This window comes from Frigoribacterium sp. R86507 (assembly GCF_044597695.1).
GTDB lineage: Bacteria > Actinomycetota > Actinomycetes > Actinomycetales > Microbacteriaceae > Frigoribacterium.
Genome location: NZ_CP139002.1, coordinates 3,098,526 through 3,117,077 on the forward strand (window position 1 = coordinate 3,098,526; position 18,552 = coordinate 3,117,077).

At 72.8% G+C, this 18,552-nt stretch carries 22 protein-coding genes; 15 read left to right on the top strand and 7 right to left on the bottom strand.

Going from position 1 to position 18,552, the window contains the following annotated elements; genetic code table 11:
* Positions 1-2: 2 nt before the first annotated feature.
* Positions 3-845, bottom strand: coding sequence for a helix-turn-helix transcriptional regulator (locus tag SJY14_RS14640; protein WP_396599273.1), 843 nt, complete (start codon positions 843-845; stop codon positions 3-5).
* A 102-nt stretch (positions 846-947) separates the two neighbouring features.
* Between SJY14_RS14640 and SJY14_RS14645 the strand changes: the two genes are divergently transcribed.
* From SJY14_RS14645 to SJY14_RS14660, 4 genes are all read left to right on the top strand, one after another.
* Positions 948-1,628, top strand: a complete 681-nt coding sequence (locus SJY14_RS14645) for an SDR family NAD(P)-dependent oxidoreductase (RefSeq protein WP_396599274.1) — start codon at positions 948-950, stop codon at positions 1,626-1,628.
* A gap of 163 nt (positions 1,629-1,791) precedes the next feature.
* The gene (locus tag SJY14_RS14650; RefSeq protein ID WP_396599275.1) at positions 1,792-2,544 is read left to right on the top strand and encodes a hypothetical protein; all 753 of its coding nucleotides are present in this window, start codon (positions 1,792-1,794) and stop codon (positions 2,542-2,544) included.
* Between the two features lie 114 nt (positions 2,545-2,658).
* Complete coding sequence (locus tag SJY14_RS14655) at positions 2,659-3,129, top strand: MarR family winged helix-turn-helix transcriptional regulator (protein ID WP_396599276.1); 471 nt, start codon at positions 2,659-2,661, stop codon at positions 3,127-3,129.
* A 159-nt stretch (positions 3,130-3,288) separates the two neighbouring features.
* Positions 3,289-3,894 (top strand): class I SAM-dependent methyltransferase, encoded by a 606-nt coding sequence (locus SJY14_RS14660; protein WP_396599277.1) that lies wholly within the window; start codon positions 3,289-3,291, stop codon positions 3,892-3,894.
* Between the two features lie 91 nt (positions 3,895-3,985).
* Here SJY14_RS14660 and SJY14_RS14665 read toward each other — a convergent pair whose 3' ends face one another.
* Entirely contained in the window at positions 3,986-4,732 is a 747-nt protein-coding gene (locus SJY14_RS14665; protein WP_396599278.1) for a transcriptional regulator, read from the bottom strand.
* Positions 4,733-4,845: 113 nt separating this feature from the next.
* Between SJY14_RS14665 and SJY14_RS14670 the strand changes: the two genes are divergently transcribed.
* The 6 genes from SJY14_RS14670 to SJY14_RS14695 are packed head-to-tail and all read left to right on the top strand — an operon-like array spanning position 4,846 to position 9,975.
* Complete coding sequence (locus SJY14_RS14670; RefSeq protein ID WP_396599279.1) at positions 4,846-5,805, top strand: ABC transporter substrate-binding protein; 960 nt, start codon at positions 4,846-4,848, stop codon at positions 5,803-5,805.
* Positions 5,806-6,780 carry an amino acid ABC transporter permease gene (locus tag SJY14_RS14675; RefSeq protein ID WP_083396505.1) on the top strand — a complete coding sequence of 325 codons (975 nt, stop codon included), beginning with the start codon at positions 5,806-5,808 and terminating at the stop codon, positions 6,778-6,780.
* Complete coding sequence (locus tag SJY14_RS14680) at positions 6,777-7,592, top strand: amino acid ABC transporter ATP-binding protein (protein WP_396599280.1); 816 nt, start codon at positions 6,777-6,779, stop codon at positions 7,590-7,592. Before SJY14_RS14675 ends, SJY14_RS14680 begins: the two co-directional genes overlap by 4 nt.
* On the top strand, positions 7,589-8,752 hold the full coding sequence (locus tag SJY14_RS14685; protein WP_396599281.1) for an aminotransferase class V-fold PLP-dependent enzyme: 1,164 nt from the start codon (positions 7,589-7,591) through the stop codon (positions 8,750-8,752). Before SJY14_RS14680 ends, SJY14_RS14685 begins: the two co-directional genes overlap by 4 nt.
* Positions 8,749-9,165 (top strand): Rid family detoxifying hydrolase, encoded by a 417-nt coding sequence (locus tag SJY14_RS14690; protein WP_071257107.1) that lies wholly within the window; start codon positions 8,749-8,751, stop codon positions 9,163-9,165. The genes SJY14_RS14685 and SJY14_RS14690 overlap by 4 nt, the downstream gene beginning before the upstream one ends.
* A gap of 9 nt (positions 9,166-9,174) precedes the next feature.
* Positions 9,175-9,975: an Fpg/Nei family DNA glycosylase gene (locus SJY14_RS14695; RefSeq protein WP_396599282.1), complete on the top strand. Its 801-nt coding sequence runs from the start codon at positions 9,175-9,177 to the stop codon at positions 9,973-9,975.
* Positions 9,976-10,022: 47 nt separating this feature from the next.
* Here SJY14_RS14695 and SJY14_RS14700 read toward each other — a convergent pair whose 3' ends face one another.
* Complete coding sequence (locus SJY14_RS14700) at positions 10,023-11,771, bottom strand: PHP domain-containing protein (RefSeq protein ID WP_396599283.1); 1,749 nt, start codon at positions 11,769-11,771, stop codon at positions 10,023-10,025.
* A gap of 179 nt (positions 11,772-11,950) precedes the next feature.
* On the opposite strand from SJY14_RS14700, the gene SJY14_RS14705 reads away from it, so the two are divergent.
* Positions 11,951-12,790: a hypothetical protein gene (locus SJY14_RS14705; protein WP_396599284.1), complete on the top strand. Its 840-nt coding sequence runs from the start codon at positions 11,951-11,953 to the stop codon at positions 12,788-12,790.
* 2 nt (positions 12,791-12,792) lie between these two features.
* On the opposite strand, the gene SJY14_RS14710 is transcribed toward SJY14_RS14705, so the two are convergent.
* Positions 12,793-14,694: an ABC transporter ATP-binding protein gene (locus SJY14_RS14710; protein WP_396599285.1), complete on the bottom strand. Its 1,902-nt coding sequence runs from the start codon at positions 14,692-14,694 to the stop codon at positions 12,793-12,795.
* Between the two features lie 113 nt (positions 14,695-14,807).
* Here SJY14_RS14710 and SJY14_RS14715 point away from each other — a divergent pair, with 113 nt between their 5' ends.
* From SJY14_RS14715 to SJY14_RS14725, 3 genes are all read left to right on the top strand, one after another.
* Positions 14,808-15,374 carry a GNAT family N-acetyltransferase gene (locus SJY14_RS14715; RefSeq protein ID WP_396599286.1) on the top strand — a complete coding sequence of 189 codons (567 nt, stop codon included), beginning with the start codon at positions 14,808-14,810 and terminating at the stop codon, positions 15,372-15,374.
* 116 nt (positions 15,375-15,490) lie between these two features.
* Complete coding sequence (locus SJY14_RS14720; RefSeq protein WP_071257097.1) at positions 15,491-15,826, top strand: PadR family transcriptional regulator; 336 nt, start codon at positions 15,491-15,493, stop codon at positions 15,824-15,826.
* Positions 15,819-16,367, top strand: coding sequence for an HAAS signaling domain-containing protein (locus SJY14_RS14725; protein ID WP_071257095.1), 549 nt, complete (start codon positions 15,819-15,821; stop codon positions 16,365-16,367). The genes SJY14_RS14720 and SJY14_RS14725 overlap by 8 nt, the downstream gene beginning before the upstream one ends.
* 60 nt (positions 16,368-16,427) lie before the next feature.
* Here the strand turns inward: SJY14_RS14725 and SJY14_RS14730 are convergent, their stop codons facing one another.
* A complete protein-coding gene (locus tag SJY14_RS14730) occupies positions 16,428-16,841 on the bottom strand; it encodes an SRPBCC family protein (RefSeq protein ID WP_396599287.1) in 414 nt (137 codons plus the stop codon).
* 151 nt (positions 16,842-16,992) lie between these two features.
* Between SJY14_RS14730 and SJY14_RS14735 the strand changes: the two genes are divergently transcribed.
* Positions 16,993-17,916, top strand: a complete 924-nt coding sequence (locus tag SJY14_RS14735) for a MerR family DNA-binding transcriptional regulator (RefSeq protein WP_396599288.1) — start codon at positions 16,993-16,995, stop codon at positions 17,914-17,916.
* 52 nt (positions 17,917-17,968) lie between these two features.
* On the opposite strand, the gene SJY14_RS14740 is transcribed toward SJY14_RS14735, so the two are convergent.
* Positions 17,969-18,256, bottom strand: a complete 288-nt coding sequence (locus SJY14_RS14740; protein ID WP_055970778.1) for a helix-turn-helix transcriptional regulator — start codon at positions 18,254-18,256, stop codon at positions 17,969-17,971.
* A gap of 89 nt (positions 18,257-18,345) precedes the next feature.
* Entirely contained in the window at positions 18,346-18,501 is a 156-nt protein-coding gene (locus SJY14_RS14745) for a zinc transporter permease (protein ID WP_396599289.1), read from the bottom strand.
* Positions 18,502-18,552: the final 51 nt, after the last annotated feature.

An 18,552-nucleotide genomic window follows, 5' to 3' on the forward strand; every position in this document is an offset into this window, starting at 1 on the left:
ACTCAGGCGACCGGCGTCGCCGCCATCGACTGCAGCCCGGTAACGCGCAGCAGGTCGAGTCGCGCTTCGTCGTCGGAGCCGGGTGCGACCGTGTAGACGACGATCCGTAGGTCGCCCGGTGCGGTCAGCACGTCGCAGTCGATTGTGATCGGGCCGGCCGGCGTGTTCGTGACCGTCTTGCGGCTGGCCCGGTGCTCGGCCACCTTGGCCTCGGCCCAGCGGCGCGCGAACTCGGGCGACGTCTCGAGCAGGCGCGACACGAGGTGGTCGAGCGAGCGGTCCGACGGGTAGCGCCCCACGGCCGCCCGCAGGTCGGCGGCGAGGTCGCTCGCGAAGTCCTCTTCGTGCTGCGCGTCGAAGTCGGTGCCCGCGTGGCCCGACGTGAAGTGCCGCCAGACGAGGTTGCGCTCGAGGCCGACGAGACGCGACGGGTCGCCGTTCACCGCGGCCCAGAGCGGGTTCCACAGCAGGATGTCGTGGGTCGCCGAGAAGACGGCCAGGGGCACGTCGCCGAGCCGGTCGACGATGCGTTGCACGCCGGGCCCCACGTGCCGCGGGACGACCCCGGCGGACGGAGGCGCGGCGCCGGCCGAGCGGTAGAGGTGGTCGCGTTCGTCGTCGCTCAGGCGCAGGGCGACCGCCAGGGCGCGCAGCATCTGCGGTGACGGGTTGGTCGCCCGCCCTTGCTCGAGGCGGACGACGTAGTCGACGCTCACCTCGGCGAGCGCTGCGAGCTCTTCGCGGCGCAGGCCCGTCGTGCGACGTCCGGCCCCCGCCGGCAGTCCCACGTCGGCGGGCCTGACCCGGTCACGCCACGACCGCAAGACATCCGCGAACTCGCTCATGCGCCCATCCTCTCCCGGTCCGGTCGCCCGAGGGTGGTACTGCCGGTCCTCCCGTCGTGCGGGGCCTGGGTGCCGGAGCGGGGTCGGGCGCAGCATGGACCCATGACCACCACACTCATCACCGGGGCCAACAAGAGCCTCGGCCTCGAGACCGCCCGCCGCCTCCTCGAGGCGGGCCACACCGTCTACGCCGGCATGCGCGACCTCGAGTCGGGCGACGCCGTCCGGGCCCTCGGAGCCCATGCCGTACAGCTCGACGTCACCGACCAGGCGAGCGTCGACGCGGCGCTCGCCTCCCTGCCCGAGCTCGACGTCCTCGTCAACAACGCGGGCGTGCTCGGCTCGTCGTTCGGCGTCGACGACCTCACCCCCGAGACGATGCAGGAGGTGCTCGACGTCAACGTCGTCGGGCTCGTCCGCGTCACCCAGGCCGCGCTGCCGCTGCTGCGCCGCTCCGACCGTCCCGTGATCGTCAACGTCGCCTCGGGCGTCGGCTGGCCGCGCTGGCTGAGCACCGAAGGCCACGACGAGTACCCCGTCGCCGCGGTGCCCTACGCGTCGTCGAAGGCGGCCGTGATCGCGCTGACCGTGCAGTACGCCAAGAACCTGCCGACCTTCCGGGTGAACGTCAGCGACCCGGGCTACACCGCCACCGACTTCAACGGTCACGGCGGCCACCAGACCGTCACCGAGGGCACGGACGCCACGGTCGCCCTCGCCCTGCTCGGACCCGACGGCCCGACCGGCGAGTTCCACGACCGCCGGGGCCGCATCGACTACTGAGCGGCGACCGCAGGAGGCGCGGTGCCGGTCCTCGAGACCGGCACCGCGCCTCCTGCGTTCCGGGCCGGGCCGGGCGGCCCGCACGCGTGTAGCTTCAGCCTCATCCGGACATCGAGGGCGTGCCCGTCGGGCGGCCCGGCGACGCGACGACGCAGGAGGTCCGATGGCGAGCAACCGACGCCTCACGGCGGTCGCCGGACGCGTCGAGGAGTTCGGTTGGTCCGCGCTGAGGCCGGTCCTCCGGCTGCGACTCGCCTACTTCCGGCACGTCATCCGGACCGGGACCTTCCCGCCCCGGCGTCCTGAGGCGGTGACCTGCGCGGCCGACCACGTGGGCTACCTCGGCAGTGCCGCCGCGGCGCGTTTCGGCGTGCTCGACGACGACCTGACGACCCTGAGCCGGGTCGCGTCGCAGGTGGGGGCCCTGCGCGGCAGGCCGTTCGCCTGGATCGAGGTGGCTCCGGGAGTGCTGACGGTGCACGACGCCGCCGAGTCGTCGTCGTCCCTGGCGGAGGCCGACGTCGACGCGGTGGTCGTGGCACTGGGCTTCAGCGACGTGCTGTTGATGACCTCGGCGCGGGCGTGGCAGCGCGACCTCGACCGACTGCTCGATCATGCGCGACGTCCGGGCCGGGGGCTCAGCCCGGTGATCGTGGCGGGCATCCCGCCGATGCACCGCTTCGCGCAGACCGCCCGACTGGGCCGGGGTCGGATCCGACGCCAGGTGGCTCGTCTCGACGCCGCGACCCGGACCGTCGTGGGTCGCCGCGGGGACTGCGTGTTCGTGCCGTTCCCCGATCCGGACGACGGTGCCGCCCGGGTCGGACCCGAGTTCTACTCGTGGGCGCAGGTGCACAAGTCCTGGGCCTCGGCCCTGACCCCCGAGCTGGCGCGCCTGCTCGACACGCACGCCTGACGGCCGCCGTGGGCCCGCGGCACCGACGGCGGCGACCGTCACGGCCCCGAACGGGGTCATCCGTTTCGCTCCGCCCTGGCGACACCGGGGGCGACGCTCGAATAACCTGCTGTCGTGAGCCCCGACCTTCCTGCCACTCCGGAGAACCACCCGGAGTCCGTCCGGCGTCTCGCCGCGACCCTGCAGAGCCTGGACGAGGCGCACCGCCGCTACCGACTCCACGCCGCGAAGGTCGTCGGCATGGGCCACACCGAACTGGCCGCGCTGCTCGCCGTCGCCGACGCCCCGGGGCTCACCCCGGGCGCGCTCGCCCAGGAGCTGCTGCTCAGCACGGGGGCGACGACGGCCGTGGTCGACCGGCTCGAGAAATCGGGGCACGTCACGCGCAGCCGGCACCCGGGCGACCGCCGCAGCCTCTTCCTGCACCTGACCGCGCAGGGCGAGGACACCACGACCACCCTGCGCGAGGCCTACCAGTACGTCCTCTCGACCACGGGCACGGACGAGACGATCGCCGAGGCCCTCCCCCAGCTCGACAGCATCGCCGCGGCGCTCGACGCGGCCGCCCGCGAATCCGCGTCCTGACCCGCGCCGCGCCTCCTCGAGGTCGAGGTCGAGGTCGAGGTCGGGGTCGGGGTCGCACCACCGATGTGTCGTCGAACCACGGAACACGATGGTTCGACGACCCATCGATGGTTCGACTGCGAGTCCCGACTGCGCGGCAGGCTTCGTAGGATGCGGGACATGACACCGGAGGTCGGGGCACGCTACGCCGCGCGGGCCCGCGAGTACGTCGACCACCTCGGCTCGATGTCGTCGGTGCACCCGGCCGACGAGCACCTGGTCACGTCGTGGGCGGTCGCGGTCGCGGGCCCCGTGCTCGACGCGGGGTGCGGGCCGGGCCACTGGTCGGGGCACCTCGCCGCGCGGGGCGTCGACGTGCGCGGTCTCGACCAGGTCCCGGCCTTCGTCGAGCACGCGCGCCGCGCCCACCCGGACGTCTCGTTCGACCTCGGCGACGTCGACGCCGTGCCCTACGAGCCCGGCGAGTTCTCCGGCATCCTCGCCTGGTACTCGCTGATCCACCACGACCCGAGCAGCATCCGGCGCCCCCTCCGCGAGTTCGCGCGCGTCCTCCGACCGGGCGGCGGGTTGCTCGTCGGGTTCTTCACCGGGTCGACCGTCGAACCGTTCGACCACGCGATCGCGACCGCGTGGCGCTGGGCACCCGACCTCCTCGCGGACGAGCTGCGCGCCTCCGGGTTCGACGTGCTCGAGACCCACACGCGGACGGGTCCACCGTCCGGGCCGAGGCCCCACGGCGCGATCATCGCCCGTGTCGCACCGTGAACTGAGCATCGCACCGTCCATTTCCGCGGTGCGACGTCCAGTCGGTGGTGCGACTTCCGCGTGACCGACGCCGAGGCCGGCGCAGCGCCCGTCAGCCGCCCTGCCGGACCTGTCGCACGTACCGGTACACCGTCGGCTCGGACACGTGCAACGCCTCGGCCACCTGGGCCACCGCCCCCTTGAGCAGGAACACCCCCGCCCGTTCGATCTCGCGCACCGCCGCGACCTTCTCGTCGGGCGTCATGCGGTGCGGCTCGACGCCCTGGGCGGCGACGATGCGGGCGACCCCGTCGAGGGCGAGCTCGTCGACGTTCATGCTCAGTCGCTCGGCGACCGGCCCCGACGACGACGACGACGCCGAGCCAGGGCCCGCCTCGGAGCCGGAGCCCAGGGTCGCCCCCTTGACCAACCCGGTCGTCGCCGTGATGGCCGCGAGCAGGTCGCGGGCCCGGGTCAACGGCTCGTCGTCGATGTTGAGGCACAGCATGCCGACGACGTCGCCACCGGCGTCGCGGATGAAGAAGGTCGACGAGCGGAACGTGCCGCCGGTGCGGGACTCGGCCAGGTAGTTCGCCAGGTAGTCGCGGTCGTCGTGCTCGTGGTTCTGCAGCACCTTGAGCACGAGGTCGGTCGCCGGCCCGCCGACGCTGCGACCGCTCACGTGGCCGTTCGTCAGGGCGACGATCGACCGGCTCAGGTCGCTGGTGTCGTGCAGCACGACCTCGGTCCGAGGCCCGAGCAACTCGGCGAAGAAGTCCATGAGCGGCAGATAGGGCTCGAACTCGGCACGCAGGACGCGGCTCGCGTCGACCACGGTGGCGCTGCTGGCTCTCGACATGGGTCCAGGTTACCGGCATGTAACGAAATCGTCGCACTGTGATAATTTCTTCTCACCCGGCCGATCACTCGGCTAGCTTGCGATGACCGACGATGCTCACGAAAGGCTCGACCATGACCCGAACCCGCTCCCGCTCCGCCCTCTGGGGCACCGTCGCCACGGGCGCCGTCCTGGCCCTGGGCCTGACGGCGTGCAGCGGCCCGAGCGCGCCTCAGCCCGGCGACGCCTCGTCGTCGTCGTCCTCGACCATCCCCGACACGAGCGCACTGCTCGACGCCGTCCAGGTCGACGACGCCCTCGCCACCCAGGTGCCCGCGGACATCAAGGACAAGGGCACGCTCGTCGTCGGCTCGAACGTCCAGTCCGCGCCGAACAACTTCTACGCGGCCGACGGCTCGACCGTCATCGGCTCGGACCACGACCTCATCACCGCGGTCGGCAAGAAGCTCGGCCTCGACGTCGAGTACCAGAACCAGGACTTCGGCTCGCTCATCACCAGCCTGCAGTCCGGCCGCGTCGACGTGACGATCGCCGCGATGAACGACACGGCCGAACGCCAGCAGGCGATCGACTTCGTCGACTACCTGACCTCGGGCATCACGCTGATGGTGCAGAAGGGCAACCCCGACGACATCACCGGCCCCGACGCGCTCTGCGGCAAGTCGATCGCCGTCGTCACCGGCACCAGCCAGCAGGAGTTCGCCGAGGCGACCAGCACGCAGTGCGAGTCCGACGGCGACGAGGCGCTCGACATCACGGTGACCGACAGCGACAGCCAGAACCAGACGCAGCTGCGCACCGGCCGCATCGACGCCATCGTCAACGACCTGCCCAGCGCGGTCTACATCTCGAAGACCGCCCAGGACGGCCAGGCCTTCGAGGTCGTCCCCGGCGACGTCATCGACGGCGCCCCCTACGGCATCGGCGTCAACAAGGACGACGCAGCTCTGCGCGACGCCATCGCCGCGGCCCTCGACTCGCTGATCGACGACGGCACCTACGGCGAGGTGCTCGACGCCTGGGGCATCACCTCGGGCAGCGTCACCGAGGCCACCGTCAACGGCGGCAAGTAGGTGGCGACCGCACGACCGACGGGAACCGACCCGGGCGACACGACCCGCGCCTCCTCGGGTGCTCGCGAGCTGCTGCCCCAGGTGCGCCTGAAGCACTGGGGCCGCTGGGTCAGCGCCGTCGTCATCGTGGTGTTGCTCGTCGCCCTCGTCTACGGGGCGTCGCAGGGCGACATCTCGTACCGCGACATCCCGTACTACCTGGTGTCGCCGATCATCCTGCAGGGCCTCGTCGGCACGATCGTGCTCGCCGTGGTCGCGCAGGTGAGCGCGGTGGTGATCGGCGTCGTCATCGCCCTGATGCGCATCTCGAAGAACCCGGTCGCGCAGGCCTTCGCGGCCGGCTACACCTGGCTGTTCCGCGGCCTGCCCGTGCTGCTGCAGATCCTGCTCTGGTACAACCTGGCGCTGATCTTCCCGCGCCTGACCGTCGGGGTGCCGTTCACCGACGTGGTGTTCCTCGACGTCAGCACGAACGACGTGATGACGACCTTCGTCGCCGCCTTCCTCGGCCTGGCCCTCAACGAGAGCGCCTACATGGCCGAGATCGTGCGCGCCGGGCTGAAGAGCGTCGACCGCGGTCAGATCGAGGCCGCGCAGTCGATCGGGCAGACCCCGATGCAGCGCATGGCCCGCATCGTGCTGCCCCAGGCGATGCGCATCATCATCCCGCCGACAGGCAACGACTTCATCAACATGCTCAAGGGCACGGCGATGGCGTCGGTCATCGGCTACCTCGAGTTGATCAAGGCGGCGAACAACATCGCCTCGTTCAACCTGCAGGTGATGGAGACCCTGATCGCCGCGGCCATCTGGTACATGGTCATCGTCAGCGTCGCGAGCGTCGGCCAGTTCTACCTCGAGCGCAGCTTCGACCGGCAGGACCGCCGCCCCGGCGGGCCGCCGAACGCCCGCGCCCTCCGCCGCAAAGTCGCCGCCGACCTCGGCCGCGCCCCCCTCGTGAGGAGCACCCCGTGACCACGACCGACACGACGAACGCAGGAGGCGCGGGTCCCGCCGCCGAGGCAGCCCCCGTCCTCGAGGCCATCGGCATCGGCAAGTCGTACGGCAGCCACGAGGTCCTGCGCGACGTCTCGATGACGGTGCGCAGCGGCGAGGTGGTCTGCATCATCGGCCCGTCCGGCGCCGGCAAGTCGACGTTCCTCCGCACCCTGAACCGGCTCGAGGAACCCGACGCGGGCGAGGTCTGGGTCGGAGGCGAGCCGATGGGCTTCGAGCTGCGCGACGGCAAGCTGCACGAGCTCAGCGAGCGTCGGCTCTCGGCTCAGCGGGCACGCACGGCCATGGTGTTCCAGCACTTCAACCTGTTCCCGCACCTGACGGTGCTGGGCAACGTGCTCGAGGGCCCCGTCCGCGTGCAGCGCCGGTCAGCGAAGGAGGCGCGGCGCGAGGCCGTCGAGATCCTCGAGCGGGTGGGCCTCGGCGACAAGGTCGACGCCTACCCCGGCCAGCTCTCGGGCGGGCAGCGGCAGCGCGTGGCGATCGCCCGGGCCGTCGCGATGAAGCCGCTGTTCCTGCTCTTCGACGAGCCGACCTCGGCCCTCGACCCCGAGCTGGTCGGCGAGGTGCTGAAGGTGATGGGCGACCTGGCCCGGGACGGCATGACGATGCTCGTCGTGACCCACGAGATCCAGTTCGCCCGCGAGGTCGCCGACCGCGTGGTCTTCATGGCCGACGGCGGCATCGTCGAGCAGGGGCCGGTCGAGCAGGTGCTCGGCGCCCCGCGCGAGGCCCGCACGAAGCAGTTCCTGCAGCGGGTGCTGGCGTGACGTCGGGCACGGCGACGGGTTCGGGCCCAGCGACGGCCCCCGGCTCGGCGCTCGACGCCTACCTCGCGTCGTTCGCCGAGCCGGTCGGCTACCTGAACTTCGGCAGCTACGGGCCGCCGTCGCGGGACGTCGTCGAGACGATCGGCCGCCTCGCCTCCGCGGCGAGCGCCGGCGTGCCCTCGTCCGGGCTGCACGCCGAGGACGAGCGTGCCCTCGCCGCGGTCTCGCGCCTCACCGGGTTCGACCGCGGCGCGGTGGCCCTCACCGGCAGCACGTCGCTCGGGCTGATGCAGATCGCGTTCGGCCTGCCCCGGGGCGAGGTCGTGGTCAGCAGCGCCGAGTTCCCGTCGAACCTGTACGCGTGGTGGCGCTCGGAAGAGGCAGGGCTCACGACGGTCCGGCCGCTGCCCGTCGTCCCGAGGCAGCCACTCGCGCCCGTCACGCCCGAGCGCGTGGCCGACGCGGTCGGGCCCGACACCGTGGCCGTCGCGGTGAGCGCGGTCGACTTCCGCACCGGCACCGTCGCCGACCTCGCCGGGCTGAGGGAGGCCGTGGGCGACCGTCTGCTCGTCGTCGACGGCATCCAGGGGTTCGGCGTCCTCGACGCCGACTGGACCCTCGCCGACGCCCTCGTCGTCGGCGGCCAGAAATGGCTGCGCGCGGGCTGGGGAACCGGGTTCGTGGCGCTGTCCTCGCGGGCCCTCGCGCGCCTCCGTCCGGTCCTCGGGGGGTGGACGGGCGTCGAGGGTGCCTCGCGCTACGACGGCGTGCCGCACGCCCCGCTGCCCGGGGCGCAGCGCCTGTCGGTGACGAACGGGTCGCCGTTCGCGTCGGGGGCGTTGGCCACGGCGCTGGAGCAGCTCGAGTCGGTGGGGGTCGACGTCGTGGCGTCCCGCGTGGCGGACACGGCGGGCGACCTGGTCGGCCGACTCGAGGCCGCCCGGGTGCCCGTGCTCTCCCCCGTCGACCGATCGCGGCGGGCAGGACTCGTCGTGGCGGGCGTGGCCTCGGGTGAGGCCGCCGCCGTCGGCGCGCGACTCGAGACCGCCGGCGTCACGGCGACCGTCCACGGCGACGACCGCGTGCGCCTCAGCGTCCATGCCACCACCACCCCGGCCGCGATCGACGCGGCCCTGACCGTCCTGGGAGGACGACGATGACCCTCGACCCGAACCCCCTCCGCGCCGTGCACACCGACGCGGCTCCGGCCGCGATCGGCCCGTACTCGCAGGCCGTCCGCGTCGGCGACCTCGTCTTCGTGTCGGGCCAGCTGCCGATCGACCCGGCCACGGGCGAGTTCGCCGGGCCGGACGTCCGCGACGAGGCGGCCCAGTCGTTGCGCAACGGTGCCGCCGTGCTCGAGGCCGCGGGGTCGGGCATCGACCTGGTCGTCAAGACGACGGTGCTGCTGGCCGACATCGCCGACTTCGCCGTCGTGAACGAGGCCTACGCCGAGGTGTTCGACGGTGGGGTGCTGCCGGCCCGCGCCGCGTACCAGGTCGCCGCCCTGCCCAAGGGCGCCCGGGTCGAGATCGAGTTCGTCGCGGCGGTCGCCCCGGGGCACGCCGCGTAGCATCGCGGCATGCCCGAGGGTGACAGCGTCCACCTGCTGGCGGCGCGCCTCCGTCCCTCGCTCGTCGACCGCGTCGTCGTCGACGGCGAGCTGCGGTCGGGCGGCCGGGCGGGCGAGTCGCTCGCCGGTCGGCGCATCGTCGAGGTCGACACCCACGGCAAGCACCTGCTGACCCGCTTCGACGACGCCACCACCCTGCACACGCACCTGCGCATGCAGGGGTCGTGGACCCTCACCCGACCCGGCCGAGTCCTGCCGTCGCGACTGCAACGGCAGGTCCGCGTGCGGGCCCGGCTCGACGACGGGCACACCCTCTGGGGCGTCGACCTGCCGGTCGTCGACCTGGTGCCGACCCGCGACGAGCACGCCCTGATCGGCCACCTGGGCCCCGACCCGCTGCGCCCCGACTGGGACCCCGAGGAGGCGCGACGTCGCCTGGCCGCACTGCCCGGCGTGACGGTCCGTGCCGCCCTGCTCGACCAACGTCCGATGGCCGGCCTCGGCAACCTCTGGGTCAACGAGGTGGGCTACCTCCGCGGGGTGCACCCGGCCACGCCGATCGGCGAGGTCGACCTGGTGAAGCTCGTCGACGTCGCCGCGCGCGCCCTGCGCTTCTCGGCCACGACGCCCGGCGCCTACCAGGTCACGACGGGACGGACCCGCCGCGGCGAGACGCACTGGGTCGTCGGTCGCGCCGGACGCCCGTGCCTGCGCTGCGGCACCCGCGTGGAGGCGCGCGACGACCCGCCGACGCCGGACGGGCGCACGCGTCGGGCCTGGTGGTGCCCGCGGTGTCAGCCCGCGACGTGACGTGGGTCGGTCGCGACGACGGCCCCCAGGGGTGAGCCGCGGTCGGCTCAGCGCACGCTGACGAAGATCGGGTTCGCGTAGAGCCAGGTGTCGGCCCACGGGTCGGCCGGGGCGACGGGGTACGGCTGGGGCGCGCGGGGGTCGACCTCGGCGCCGAGCGGGCCGACGCCGTGCACCCGGCCGTCGCTGCCGCGGAGGCGCACGTAACCGTCCTCGGTGGCGGGCTCGAGCGGCACCACGACGCGGAACGGAGCGGCGGAGCGGTCGGCGACGTCGAGCAGCTCGACGACCCGGGTGCCGGGCGCGCGCTGCTCGTCACGGTCGGCCACGGGCCCGGTGACGCGGCCGCGGATCACGTCCAGGTGGGCGAGCCGCGGGACGGTGCCCCGCGAGGTGGGCGTCGTCGTGGGCACGACGTCGACCACGAGCTCGAGGGCGGTGCCGCGCGGGACGGTGAGGGTCCCGCCCAGGGTGGCCTGCGCCTCCTGACCACCGGTGGCCCGGAGCACCACCGAGAGCCCGGCGACCAGGTGCCCGTGGTCGACCCAGAGCCGTCCGGCACGGATCGCGTCGAGCAGGGCGGCGGACGACCGGTCGACGGCGCCGACGTGGTTGCGGGTGAACTCGCCCGGCCAGAAGTCGGCGCCGTTCTGGGGCGTGGCCGTGGTGACCGGGTCGGGTCGACGGCCGGCACGGTCGAAGTTGGCGAGCGTGGCGCCGGCCTCCCAGCCGGGCCCGGTCGGGAAGTCGCCGACGCGCGTCGAGTCGGATTCCTTGAGGTGGAGGTCGCTGTTCGAGGTGACCCACCAGCGCCGGCCCTCGCTGAGCAGCGAGTCCCACACGCCCCCGACGACCGCCGTCGTCCAGTCGAAGCCGCCGTGGGTCAGGTAGGCCGCGGCGGGGTAGCCAGGGAACGAGAACTCGCTGGGGGCGTTCTCGTACTCTCCCCGCCGCGAGCGTTCGGTGGCGTTCGCGGCGATCGCGCCGGCCTGGGCGCCGGGGGCGCCCTCCATGCCGACGAAGACCTCGGGGTCGGCGTCCTGCCAGGCACGGAGCTCACCGGGCGAGTCGATGCCGAGGCGACTCGGGTGGTTCGCCAGGACGATCACGTCGTCGACGACGCCCGCGCTCTTCTGGGCGCCGAGCCAGGCGATCGCGTCGGTGGCGTGCACGAGCCACTCGGCGGCGTCGTCGGTGCCGGGGCGCGGCTTCTCCCAGCCGTTGAGCTTGCCGTCGTGGTCGAGCTCGAAGCGGCGCAGCACGCGGGTCGTCGCGGGCCCGGGAGCGACGAGCACGGTGGCGTGCTCGGCGCCGGGGATGTACCACTCGAGCCCCTGCAGCACGAGCAGGTCGGGGCGCGCCGCCCGGGCGGTCTCGATCTCGCGGGCGGCGTTGAACACCCCGCCGACGTTGGCGTGGCCCTTGTTGCTGTGCTCGGTGAAGGCGATCGCGTCGACCCCGAAGCGTTGCGCCTGGTCGAGGATCGTCGTCATGGGGTACTTCGCGTCGTGCGAGTAGACCGAGTGCACGTGGTGGTCGAACACCAACCACGAGAGCGCGGCCGGGTCGACGACGGCGGGCGCTGACGGCAGCGGCGCGGCCTGCGCGGCTCGGGCAGGGGCCGCGGCCCCGAGCCCCTGGGCGGTCGCCCCCACGGCGACGGTCGCGGCGACGGACGCCCCCAGGAAGGTCCGGCGCGAGACGCCCGACCGGGTGGCTGCGCTCCGGTCCACCTCGGGCAGGGAGGACGCGTCACCGGTCGGGGCGGACTGCTCGGGGCGGGGGTCGAGGGACATGGCATCACTTTCGTCGGGCGGGCGTTCCGACCGTAGGCAGCGGGTCTGAACCGCAGGCCAACGGTCGGGGACGCGTGCGACACCCGGCGTTCACGACCCGTTCCCCCGGGTGCGCGACAGTCCTGGCGTCGCCCCGCGCTCCCCGCCGTGGGGGCCCACCGCACCCACCGAAGGTCCCGATGCCCTCCTCCGTCCCCGCCGTCCGTCGTCTCCCCTCGCGCGCCTCCGTCCCGGCCGTCCGTCGACTCCCCTCGCGCGCCTCCGGACGGGCCCTGCTCGTCGCGGCGGCCCTCGCCGCCGGCACGGTCGCGGGCCTCGCCGGACCCGGTTCCGCTGTCGCCGCCCCGGCGCCGGCACCCGCCGAACCCGCGCCGCTCGTGCTGCGCGACGCCGCCGGCACCGCGATCGTGTCGGGCGACGCGCGCGCCGATCCGTCGTTCGCCTCGGCACTGCTCGCCGCGGGCTGCCCGGCCGACGCGGACGACGCCGCCCGCCTCTCGGTGACGTCAGGAGGCGCGACGGTCGTCACGTCTCCGAGCGTCGCGGTGACCGCGGGGCAGCCGGTCGAGGTGCCGATGGCGATCTCGTTCGAGGAGGTCGTGGCCGGCGGAGTCGAGGAGGGCGGAGCGACGCTCTCGCTGGAGTGCCTCGTCGTCGAGTCGGGCATCCCGTCGACGGTCGTCGTGGCGGCGACAGTGCCGGTGACCTTCGCCGCGGGGACCTGGTCGATGCCCGGGGCCGAGGTCGACCCGGGGCCGCCGTCCGACGACCCGACCGCGGTGCCGACCGACCCCGACACGGCGCCCTCCCCCGCACCCACGGACGGCGCCGGAGCGGGGGCGGGCTCGACGCCGCGCCCCTCGGCCACGACACGACCCGCCGCCGACGGTGACCTCGCCTTCACCGGCGGACAGGTCGCCGGCGTCGGCGCGCTCGCCGCCGGCCTGCTCGCGGGCGGCACGGCACTCGTGCTGCGGCGGCGCCGGGCCGCACCCGTCGACGGGCCGCCCGCGGAGTAGGGCTACCGCCCGCTCGGCGCCTGCTCGTCCGCCGCGACGTCCTTCTGCACGGCGAACTGCGTGCGGTGCAGTTCCTCGTAGCGTCCGGCCGCGGCCAGCAATTCGTCGTGCGTGCCGCGCTCGACGATCGAGCCGTCCTCGACCACCAGGATCTGGTCCGCGCTGCGGATGGTGGACAGGCGGTGCGCGATGACCAGGGCCGTCCGCCCCTCGAGCGCCTCGCTGAGGGCCGCCTGGACGGCGGCCTCGGACGTCGAGTCCAGCGCCGCGGTCGCCTCGTCGAGGATGACGACGCGGGGCTGCGCCAGCAGGAGGCGCGCGATGGTCATCCGCTGACGCTCGCCTCCCGAGAGCCGATAGCCGCGCTCTCCCACCATCGTGTCGAGCTGGTCCGGCAGGGACCGGATCAGGGGCTCGAGCCGCGCACGGCGGATGGCGTCCCACACCTCGTCGTCGGTCGCCTCCGGCCTCGCGAGGCGCAGGTTGCTGAGGATGGTCTCGTGGAACAGGTGGCCGTCCTGCGTCACCATGCCCAGGGTGTGACGCATCGAGGCGAAGGTCACGTCGCGGACGTCCGTGCCCGCGAGGCGCACCGCGCCGCTGTCGACGTCGTAGAGACGCGACATCAGCTGCGCGATGGTGGACTTGCCGGCACCGGACGTGCCGACGAGGGCGACGGTCTGTCCCGGCTCGATCCGGAAGGACACGCCGTGCAGCACCTCCTCGCCGCCACGGGTGTCCAGGGTGGAGACCTCCTCGAGGGAGGCGAGTGACACCTTGTCGGCGGACGGGTACGCGAAGCGGACGTCGTCGAACTCGACGCTCACCGGGCCCTCGGGGACGGAGGCGGCAGCGGGCTTCTCCTGGATCAGCGGTTCGAGGTCCAGGACCTCGAAGACGCGCTCGAAGCTGACCACCGCGCTCATGATCTCGACCCGCGCGTTCGCGAGACCGGTCAGCGGCACGTACAGGCGGGTGAGGAGGAGCGCCAGGGTGACGACTTCTCCGGTGTCGAGCTGACCGGCGAGCGCGAGGGCACCGCCGAGCCCGTACACGAGCGCGAGGGCGAGAGCGGAGACGAGCGTCAGCGCCGTGACGAAGACGAACTGCAGCAGCGCGGTGCGGACCCCGATGTCGCGGACGCGGGCGGCGCGGACGCGGAACTCCTCGGCCTCTTCGTCGGGACGGCCGAACAGTTTGACGAGGGTGGCGCCGGGCGCGGAGAAGCGCTCGGTCATCTGCGTGCTCATCGCGGAGTTGTGGTCGGCGGCCTCGCGGCGGAGGGCCGCGAGACGGCTGCCCATGCGCCGCGCGGGCACGAGGAAGATCGGGAGCATGACCACGGCGAGGACGGTCACGAGCCAGGACGTGCTGAGCATGACGATCAGGGTGAGGACGAGGGCCACGACGTTCGTGACGACGCCCGAGAGGGTGCCGCTGAAGGCCTGCTGGGCGCCGATCACGTCGTTGTTGAGGCGGCTCACGAGGGCGCCCGTCCGGGTGCGGGTGAAGAACGCGATCGGCATCTTCTGCACGTGGTCGAAGACGGCGGTGCGGAGGTCCAGGATCACGCCCTCGCCGATGCGGGCCGAGAACCAGCGGGTCACGAGCGAGACGCCGGCGTCGGCCAGCGCCACGACGGCGATGAGGACGGCGAGCCGCACGATCGTCGCGAGTTCGCCCTGCGCGACGATGACGTCGACCACCCGGCCGGCCAGCACGGGCGTCGCGACCGCGAGGAAGGCGCCCACGACGGAGAGGGCGATGAAGATCACCAGCTTCGACCGGTAGGGCACCGCGAACGTCATGATCCGCCGGACGGACTCGCGCGAGATGCCGTGCCCTCCGTCCCGGGCGGACGAGATCTTGTAGAGCGAGCTCCAGGCCGCGCCTTCCATGCTCATGGGGGGGTTCCTTCCGTGGGGGCCTGGCCCAATGTAGACGGCAGGCCGCCCCGGGCTCGCAGCCGCAGCATCCGTCGGGTGGTCGTGACCGGTGATGCGGGAGGATCGAGGTCATGGACACGGACACGCTGGCGTCGACTGCCCGGTTGACCCTCCGCCTGCACCGGGAGGGCGATCTGGGTCGACTCGTCTCGATCTACTCACGACCGGACGTCGCCCGGTACCTCCTGGAGGAGCCCTGGACGGTCGAGTCCGGGCGGGCACAGCTCGCGCGGCGCCTGGGCCGGACGGACCTGGCCGAGCCCGTGGCGGCACTCGCGCTCGTCGTCGAGCGGGAGGGTTCGGTGATCGGCACGGTGTCGCTGTGGCGCACGGAGCAGGAACGGCGCACGCTCGAGATCGGGTGGACGCTCGATCCCGAGCACGGAGGCCGGGGGTACGCGGGCGAGGCGGTCGCGGCCGCGCTGCAGCTCGCCTTCGCGCGCGACGACGTCCACCGCGTGACCGCGCAGATGGATGCCCGCAACACGTCTTCCGCACGCCTCGCGGCCCGGGTCGGCATGCGGCAGGAGGCGCACCACCGGCAGGACTTCTGGAGCAAGGGCGAATGGACCGACACCCTCGTCTTCGCGATGCTCGCCGACGAACGTCTCCCGCAGCAGGGCGAGACGGGGAAGTGACCTGATACGCGCCTCGGACGCGTTCCACCATGCACGCGTCACGGGCCGCGCCCTCGGCGGCCGTCCGACACCGGAATGCCTTGACTTGTCTTGCACCGCAAGGTAGCTTGTGATGCATGACAGCGGATGTGGGAGCCCAACTGCGCAAGGGCGTCGTCGAGTACTGCATCCTCGGACTGCTCGACCGTGAGCCCATGTACGGCTGGCAACTCTCCGAGCAGCTGGTCGAGGCCGGCCTCGTCGCCAGCATCGGCACGCTCTACCCCGTCCTCGGTCGCCTCCGGGCCCAAGGTCTCGCCACCGCCTTCGACCAGCCGTCCACGACGGGCCCCGTCCGCAAGTACTACCGGCTCACTCCCCTCGGACGCGACCAGCTCAGCGCTTTCCGCCTCCAGTGGGCCCCGTTCACCGCCTCGGTCCACCGACTCATCGGAGAAGACACCCGTGACTGACAACACGCCCGAAATCACGACGGCCTACCTCGCCCAGCTCGACACCGAGCTCGGCCAGCTCCCGGCGGAACTGCACCGGGACATCGTCACCGGCGTCACGGAGGAACTCCGGGGTCTCGACGCCGAGGCCGCGGCTGCTCGCATCCAGCAGCTCGGCGATCCCGCCTTCATCGCGGCCGAAGCGCGCGCCGAGACCGCCACCGAGGCTCCCCTCGTCAGCCAGGACGCGCCTCCTCCCGGCCGGACGTTCTCGATCGTCGCGGTGGTCGTCCTGATCGCCGGCTCACTCCTGGTGCCGGTCGTCGGCGCACTCGCCGGCCTCGTCTTCGTCAGCCAGGCCCGGGCCTGGACCCGACGGGAGAAGGCAGCCGCCTGGCTCGCCTGCGCGGGCGTCGCCCTCCTCGCCCTCGCGGCCGCGACGGTGATGGCCTCGGCGGGACTCGGCGGCACCCACCTCGTCGTCCTGGTCGGCTACCTCGTCGTCCCCGTGGTCGGCATCGTGTTCGCCGTCCGAGCGCAGCGCCGGGGCTGGCGCGCCTGAGGCGGGACGCCGCCGCGCGCGGGGACGGCTCCTCTCCGCGTGCGGCCGCGATCCGATCCCCTAGCGGCCGCGAGGGAACCGCTCGTCGAGCAGCGTCGCCAGCCGATCGAGGTCACCGCGCACGAGGTGAGCGTCGGACGCGAGGTCAGCCTCCGACATGCCGTCACGGCGGAAGAGGGTGAAGACGGCCTCGCTGCCCTCGTCGTTGGCCACGACACGGAAGGGGTTGCTCACGACCGATCCGTCCGGCAGGGTCACGTCGTGGTCGAGGATGCCGAGCTCGACCGGCCCGGTGAACGCGACCTCGACGACCCCCATGGGTGAGTCCGTGATCCACCGCCCCTCGTCCTGACGGATGCCGGCACTGAGACCGGCCGCCCACGCGGGGAGGTTCTCCGGGTCGCCGGCGACGCTCGAGACGGCGGCGACGTCGTGGTCGAACGCGCGCGAGATGTGGACGACGGGCCAGGTCATGCAGGGAAGCTAGCAGCGTTCCGTTCGGCGAGCGACCCTCACGACGTCGAGTCGGGGTCGGCGTTCCGGGACCGCTCGGGTTGCAGGTGCCGCAGCGTCATGTGGTCTGCTCGAAGCACGTTCCGCCTCGTCCCGCATCGAAAGGCCCGCCATGCACTCCATCCCCGTTCCGCCCCGTCAGGTCCTGATCGGTGACGCTGCGGCGTTCGTGGGCATCACTCCCCGGGCGATCCGCCATTACCACCAGATCGGCCTGCTGCCCGAGCGCGAGCGGGGTGCCGACGGCAGGCGCCGCTACGGCTACGCCGAGATCATCCGGCTGCTGTGGATCCGACGGATGGCCGACGCCGGGATCGCCCTCGAGGACATCCGCGACGCGTTCGCCGGGGCCGCGTCGGGCGGGGCCGACGGCGCTCACACCGGCGTGTCCGACGGCACGGACGAGGTCGCCGCCGTTCTGGCCCGACTGGAAGACGCCCTCGAGGCGCAGGAGGACGAGCTGCGCCGGAAGCGGGACTCGGTTCGGCGCATGCGAACGCTCGGCAGTCGTCTGGGGCTGCTCGACGACATCGTCTCCACCCGTCTCGAGGCCGCACCCGAGGGCTCCCTGCGCGAGGACGACCTCGACACGCTGTTGGTCACCGAGCGGATCTTCGGTCCGCTCGGTGCCGTCCTCCAGGCGAGCCGGTTCCTCGTGCTGGCCCTCCATCCCGAGCTCCGCGCCGAGTCCGACCGCGTCGACGCCGCCGAGGAGGCGCTCGACGACTCGGTCGCCGTCGACGATCCCCGGGTCGCGCAGGTGGCGGCCGAACGTCATGCCTTCGACACCAGGCTGCTGGGCATGATCGAGGAGTCCGGCCAGCCCGACGAGGACGACGCGATCTTCGACGCCTGGGACGAGAGGCACCCCCTCGAGGACGCCGACGCGGCACCGGCCCCCGAGACGGCAGGGGACTCCCGCGCGAGGAGCGCCGGGGACATCATCCGGAGCATGCCCTACGACTTCTCCCCGGCCCGACTGCGCTGCATGGAACTGGCACTGCAACTCGCGATGGACGAGACGGCGGCATCCTGAGCGGAGCCTTCAGGTGTCCGCATCAGAAAACCCTTCGGCCCGCGTCGCAGCTCTAGGAGTTCTCGCCGACGTGTTCGACGGCGTCGTCGACGATGTGCGAGACGTGCCGGTCGCTGACGGAGTAGATCGCCTCGCGACCCACACGGGTGACCTCGACGAGGCCTGCCGATCGGAGGACTCGCAGGTGCTGCGACACGAGCGGTTGCGCCAGGCCCGAGGACTCCACGAGGGCTGTCACCCCAGCCTCGCCCTGCCCGAGGCGACGGAGGAGGCGGAGCCTCGACGCCGATGAGAGAGCTTTGAAGAGCTCCGCGGCGGACTCGAGGGCATCGGTGCTCATGACGGACACATTAGCGCCGACGAATGTGACCGAGGGCCCCACCAGCCGGTGGGGCCCTCGGTCACGCGGTGCCGATCGGCGCCCGACGATCAGTGCTCGTCGTAGTGGTCGCCGTGCTGGGCGTGCTTGTGGTCGCCGTGGACGTAGTCGACGTGGTCGTCGTGCGTCACCGTCTCGTGACCACAGGCGCTGCCGTGCTCGTGCTCCGTGACGGTGTGCTCTGCGTGGACTTCGGTGTCAGCCATGGTGATGCCTCTCTCAGCGGGTGAATGGGTCCATGACACCAGATGCATGCA

Coding starts and splice junctions, on each gene's coding strand:
- SJY14_RS14740 (WP_055970778.1), bottom strand. CDS start 18,256: ATGAGCACCGATGCCCTCGAGTCCGCCGCGGAGCTCTTCAAAGCTCTC.
- SJY14_RS14715 (WP_396599286.1), top strand. CDS start 14,808: ATGGACACGGACACGCTGGCGTCGACTGCCCGGTTGACCCTCCGCCTG.
- SJY14_RS14690 (WP_071257107.1), top strand. CDS start 8,749: ATGACCCTCGACCCGAACCCCCTCCGCGCCGTGCACACCGACGCGGCT.
- SJY14_RS14660 (WP_396599277.1), top strand. CDS start 3,289: ATGACACCGGAGGTCGGGGCACGCTACGCCGCGCGGGCCCGCGAGTAC.
- SJY14_RS14665 (WP_396599278.1), bottom strand. CDS start 4,732: ATGTCGAGAGCCAGCAGCGCCACCGTGGTCGACGCGAGCCGCGTCCTG.
- SJY14_RS14710 (WP_396599285.1), bottom strand. CDS start 14,694: ATGAGCATGGAAGGCGCGGCCTGGAGCTCGCTCTACAAGATCTCGTCC.
- SJY14_RS14695 (WP_396599282.1), top strand. CDS start 9,175: ATGCCCGAGGGTGACAGCGTCCACCTGCTGGCGGCGCGCCTCCGTCCC.
- SJY14_RS14730 (WP_396599287.1), bottom strand. CDS start 16,841: ATGACCTGGCCCGTCGTCCACATCTCGCGCGCGTTCGACCACGACGTC.
- SJY14_RS14735 (WP_396599288.1), top strand. CDS start 16,993: ATGCACTCCATCCCCGTTCCGCCCCGTCAGGTCCTGATCGGTGACGCT.
- SJY14_RS14640 (WP_396599273.1), bottom strand. CDS start 845: ATGAGCGAGTTCGCGGATGTCTTGCGGTCGTGGCGTGACCGGGTCAGG.
- SJY14_RS14720 (WP_071257097.1), top strand. CDS start 15,491: ATGACAGCGGATGTGGGAGCCCAACTGCGCAAGGGCGTCGTCGAGTAC.
- SJY14_RS14700 (WP_396599283.1), bottom strand. CDS start 11,771: ATGTCCCTCGACCCCCGCCCCGAGCAGTCCGCCCCGACCGGTGACGCG.
- SJY14_RS14745 (WP_396599289.1), bottom strand. CDS start 18,501: ATGGCTGACACCGAAGTCCACGCAGAGCACACCGTCACGGAGCACGAG.
- SJY14_RS14670 (WP_396599279.1), top strand. CDS start 4,846: ATGACCCGAACCCGCTCCCGCTCCGCCCTCTGGGGCACCGTCGCCACG.
- SJY14_RS14705 (WP_396599284.1), top strand. CDS start 11,951: ATGCCCTCCTCCGTCCCCGCCGTCCGTCGTCTCCCCTCGCGCGCCTCC.
- SJY14_RS14645 (WP_396599274.1), top strand. CDS start 948: ATGACCACCACACTCATCACCGGGGCCAACAAGAGCCTCGGCCTCGAG.
- SJY14_RS14650 (WP_396599275.1), top strand. CDS start 1,792: ATGGCGAGCAACCGACGCCTCACGGCGGTCGCCGGACGCGTCGAGGAG.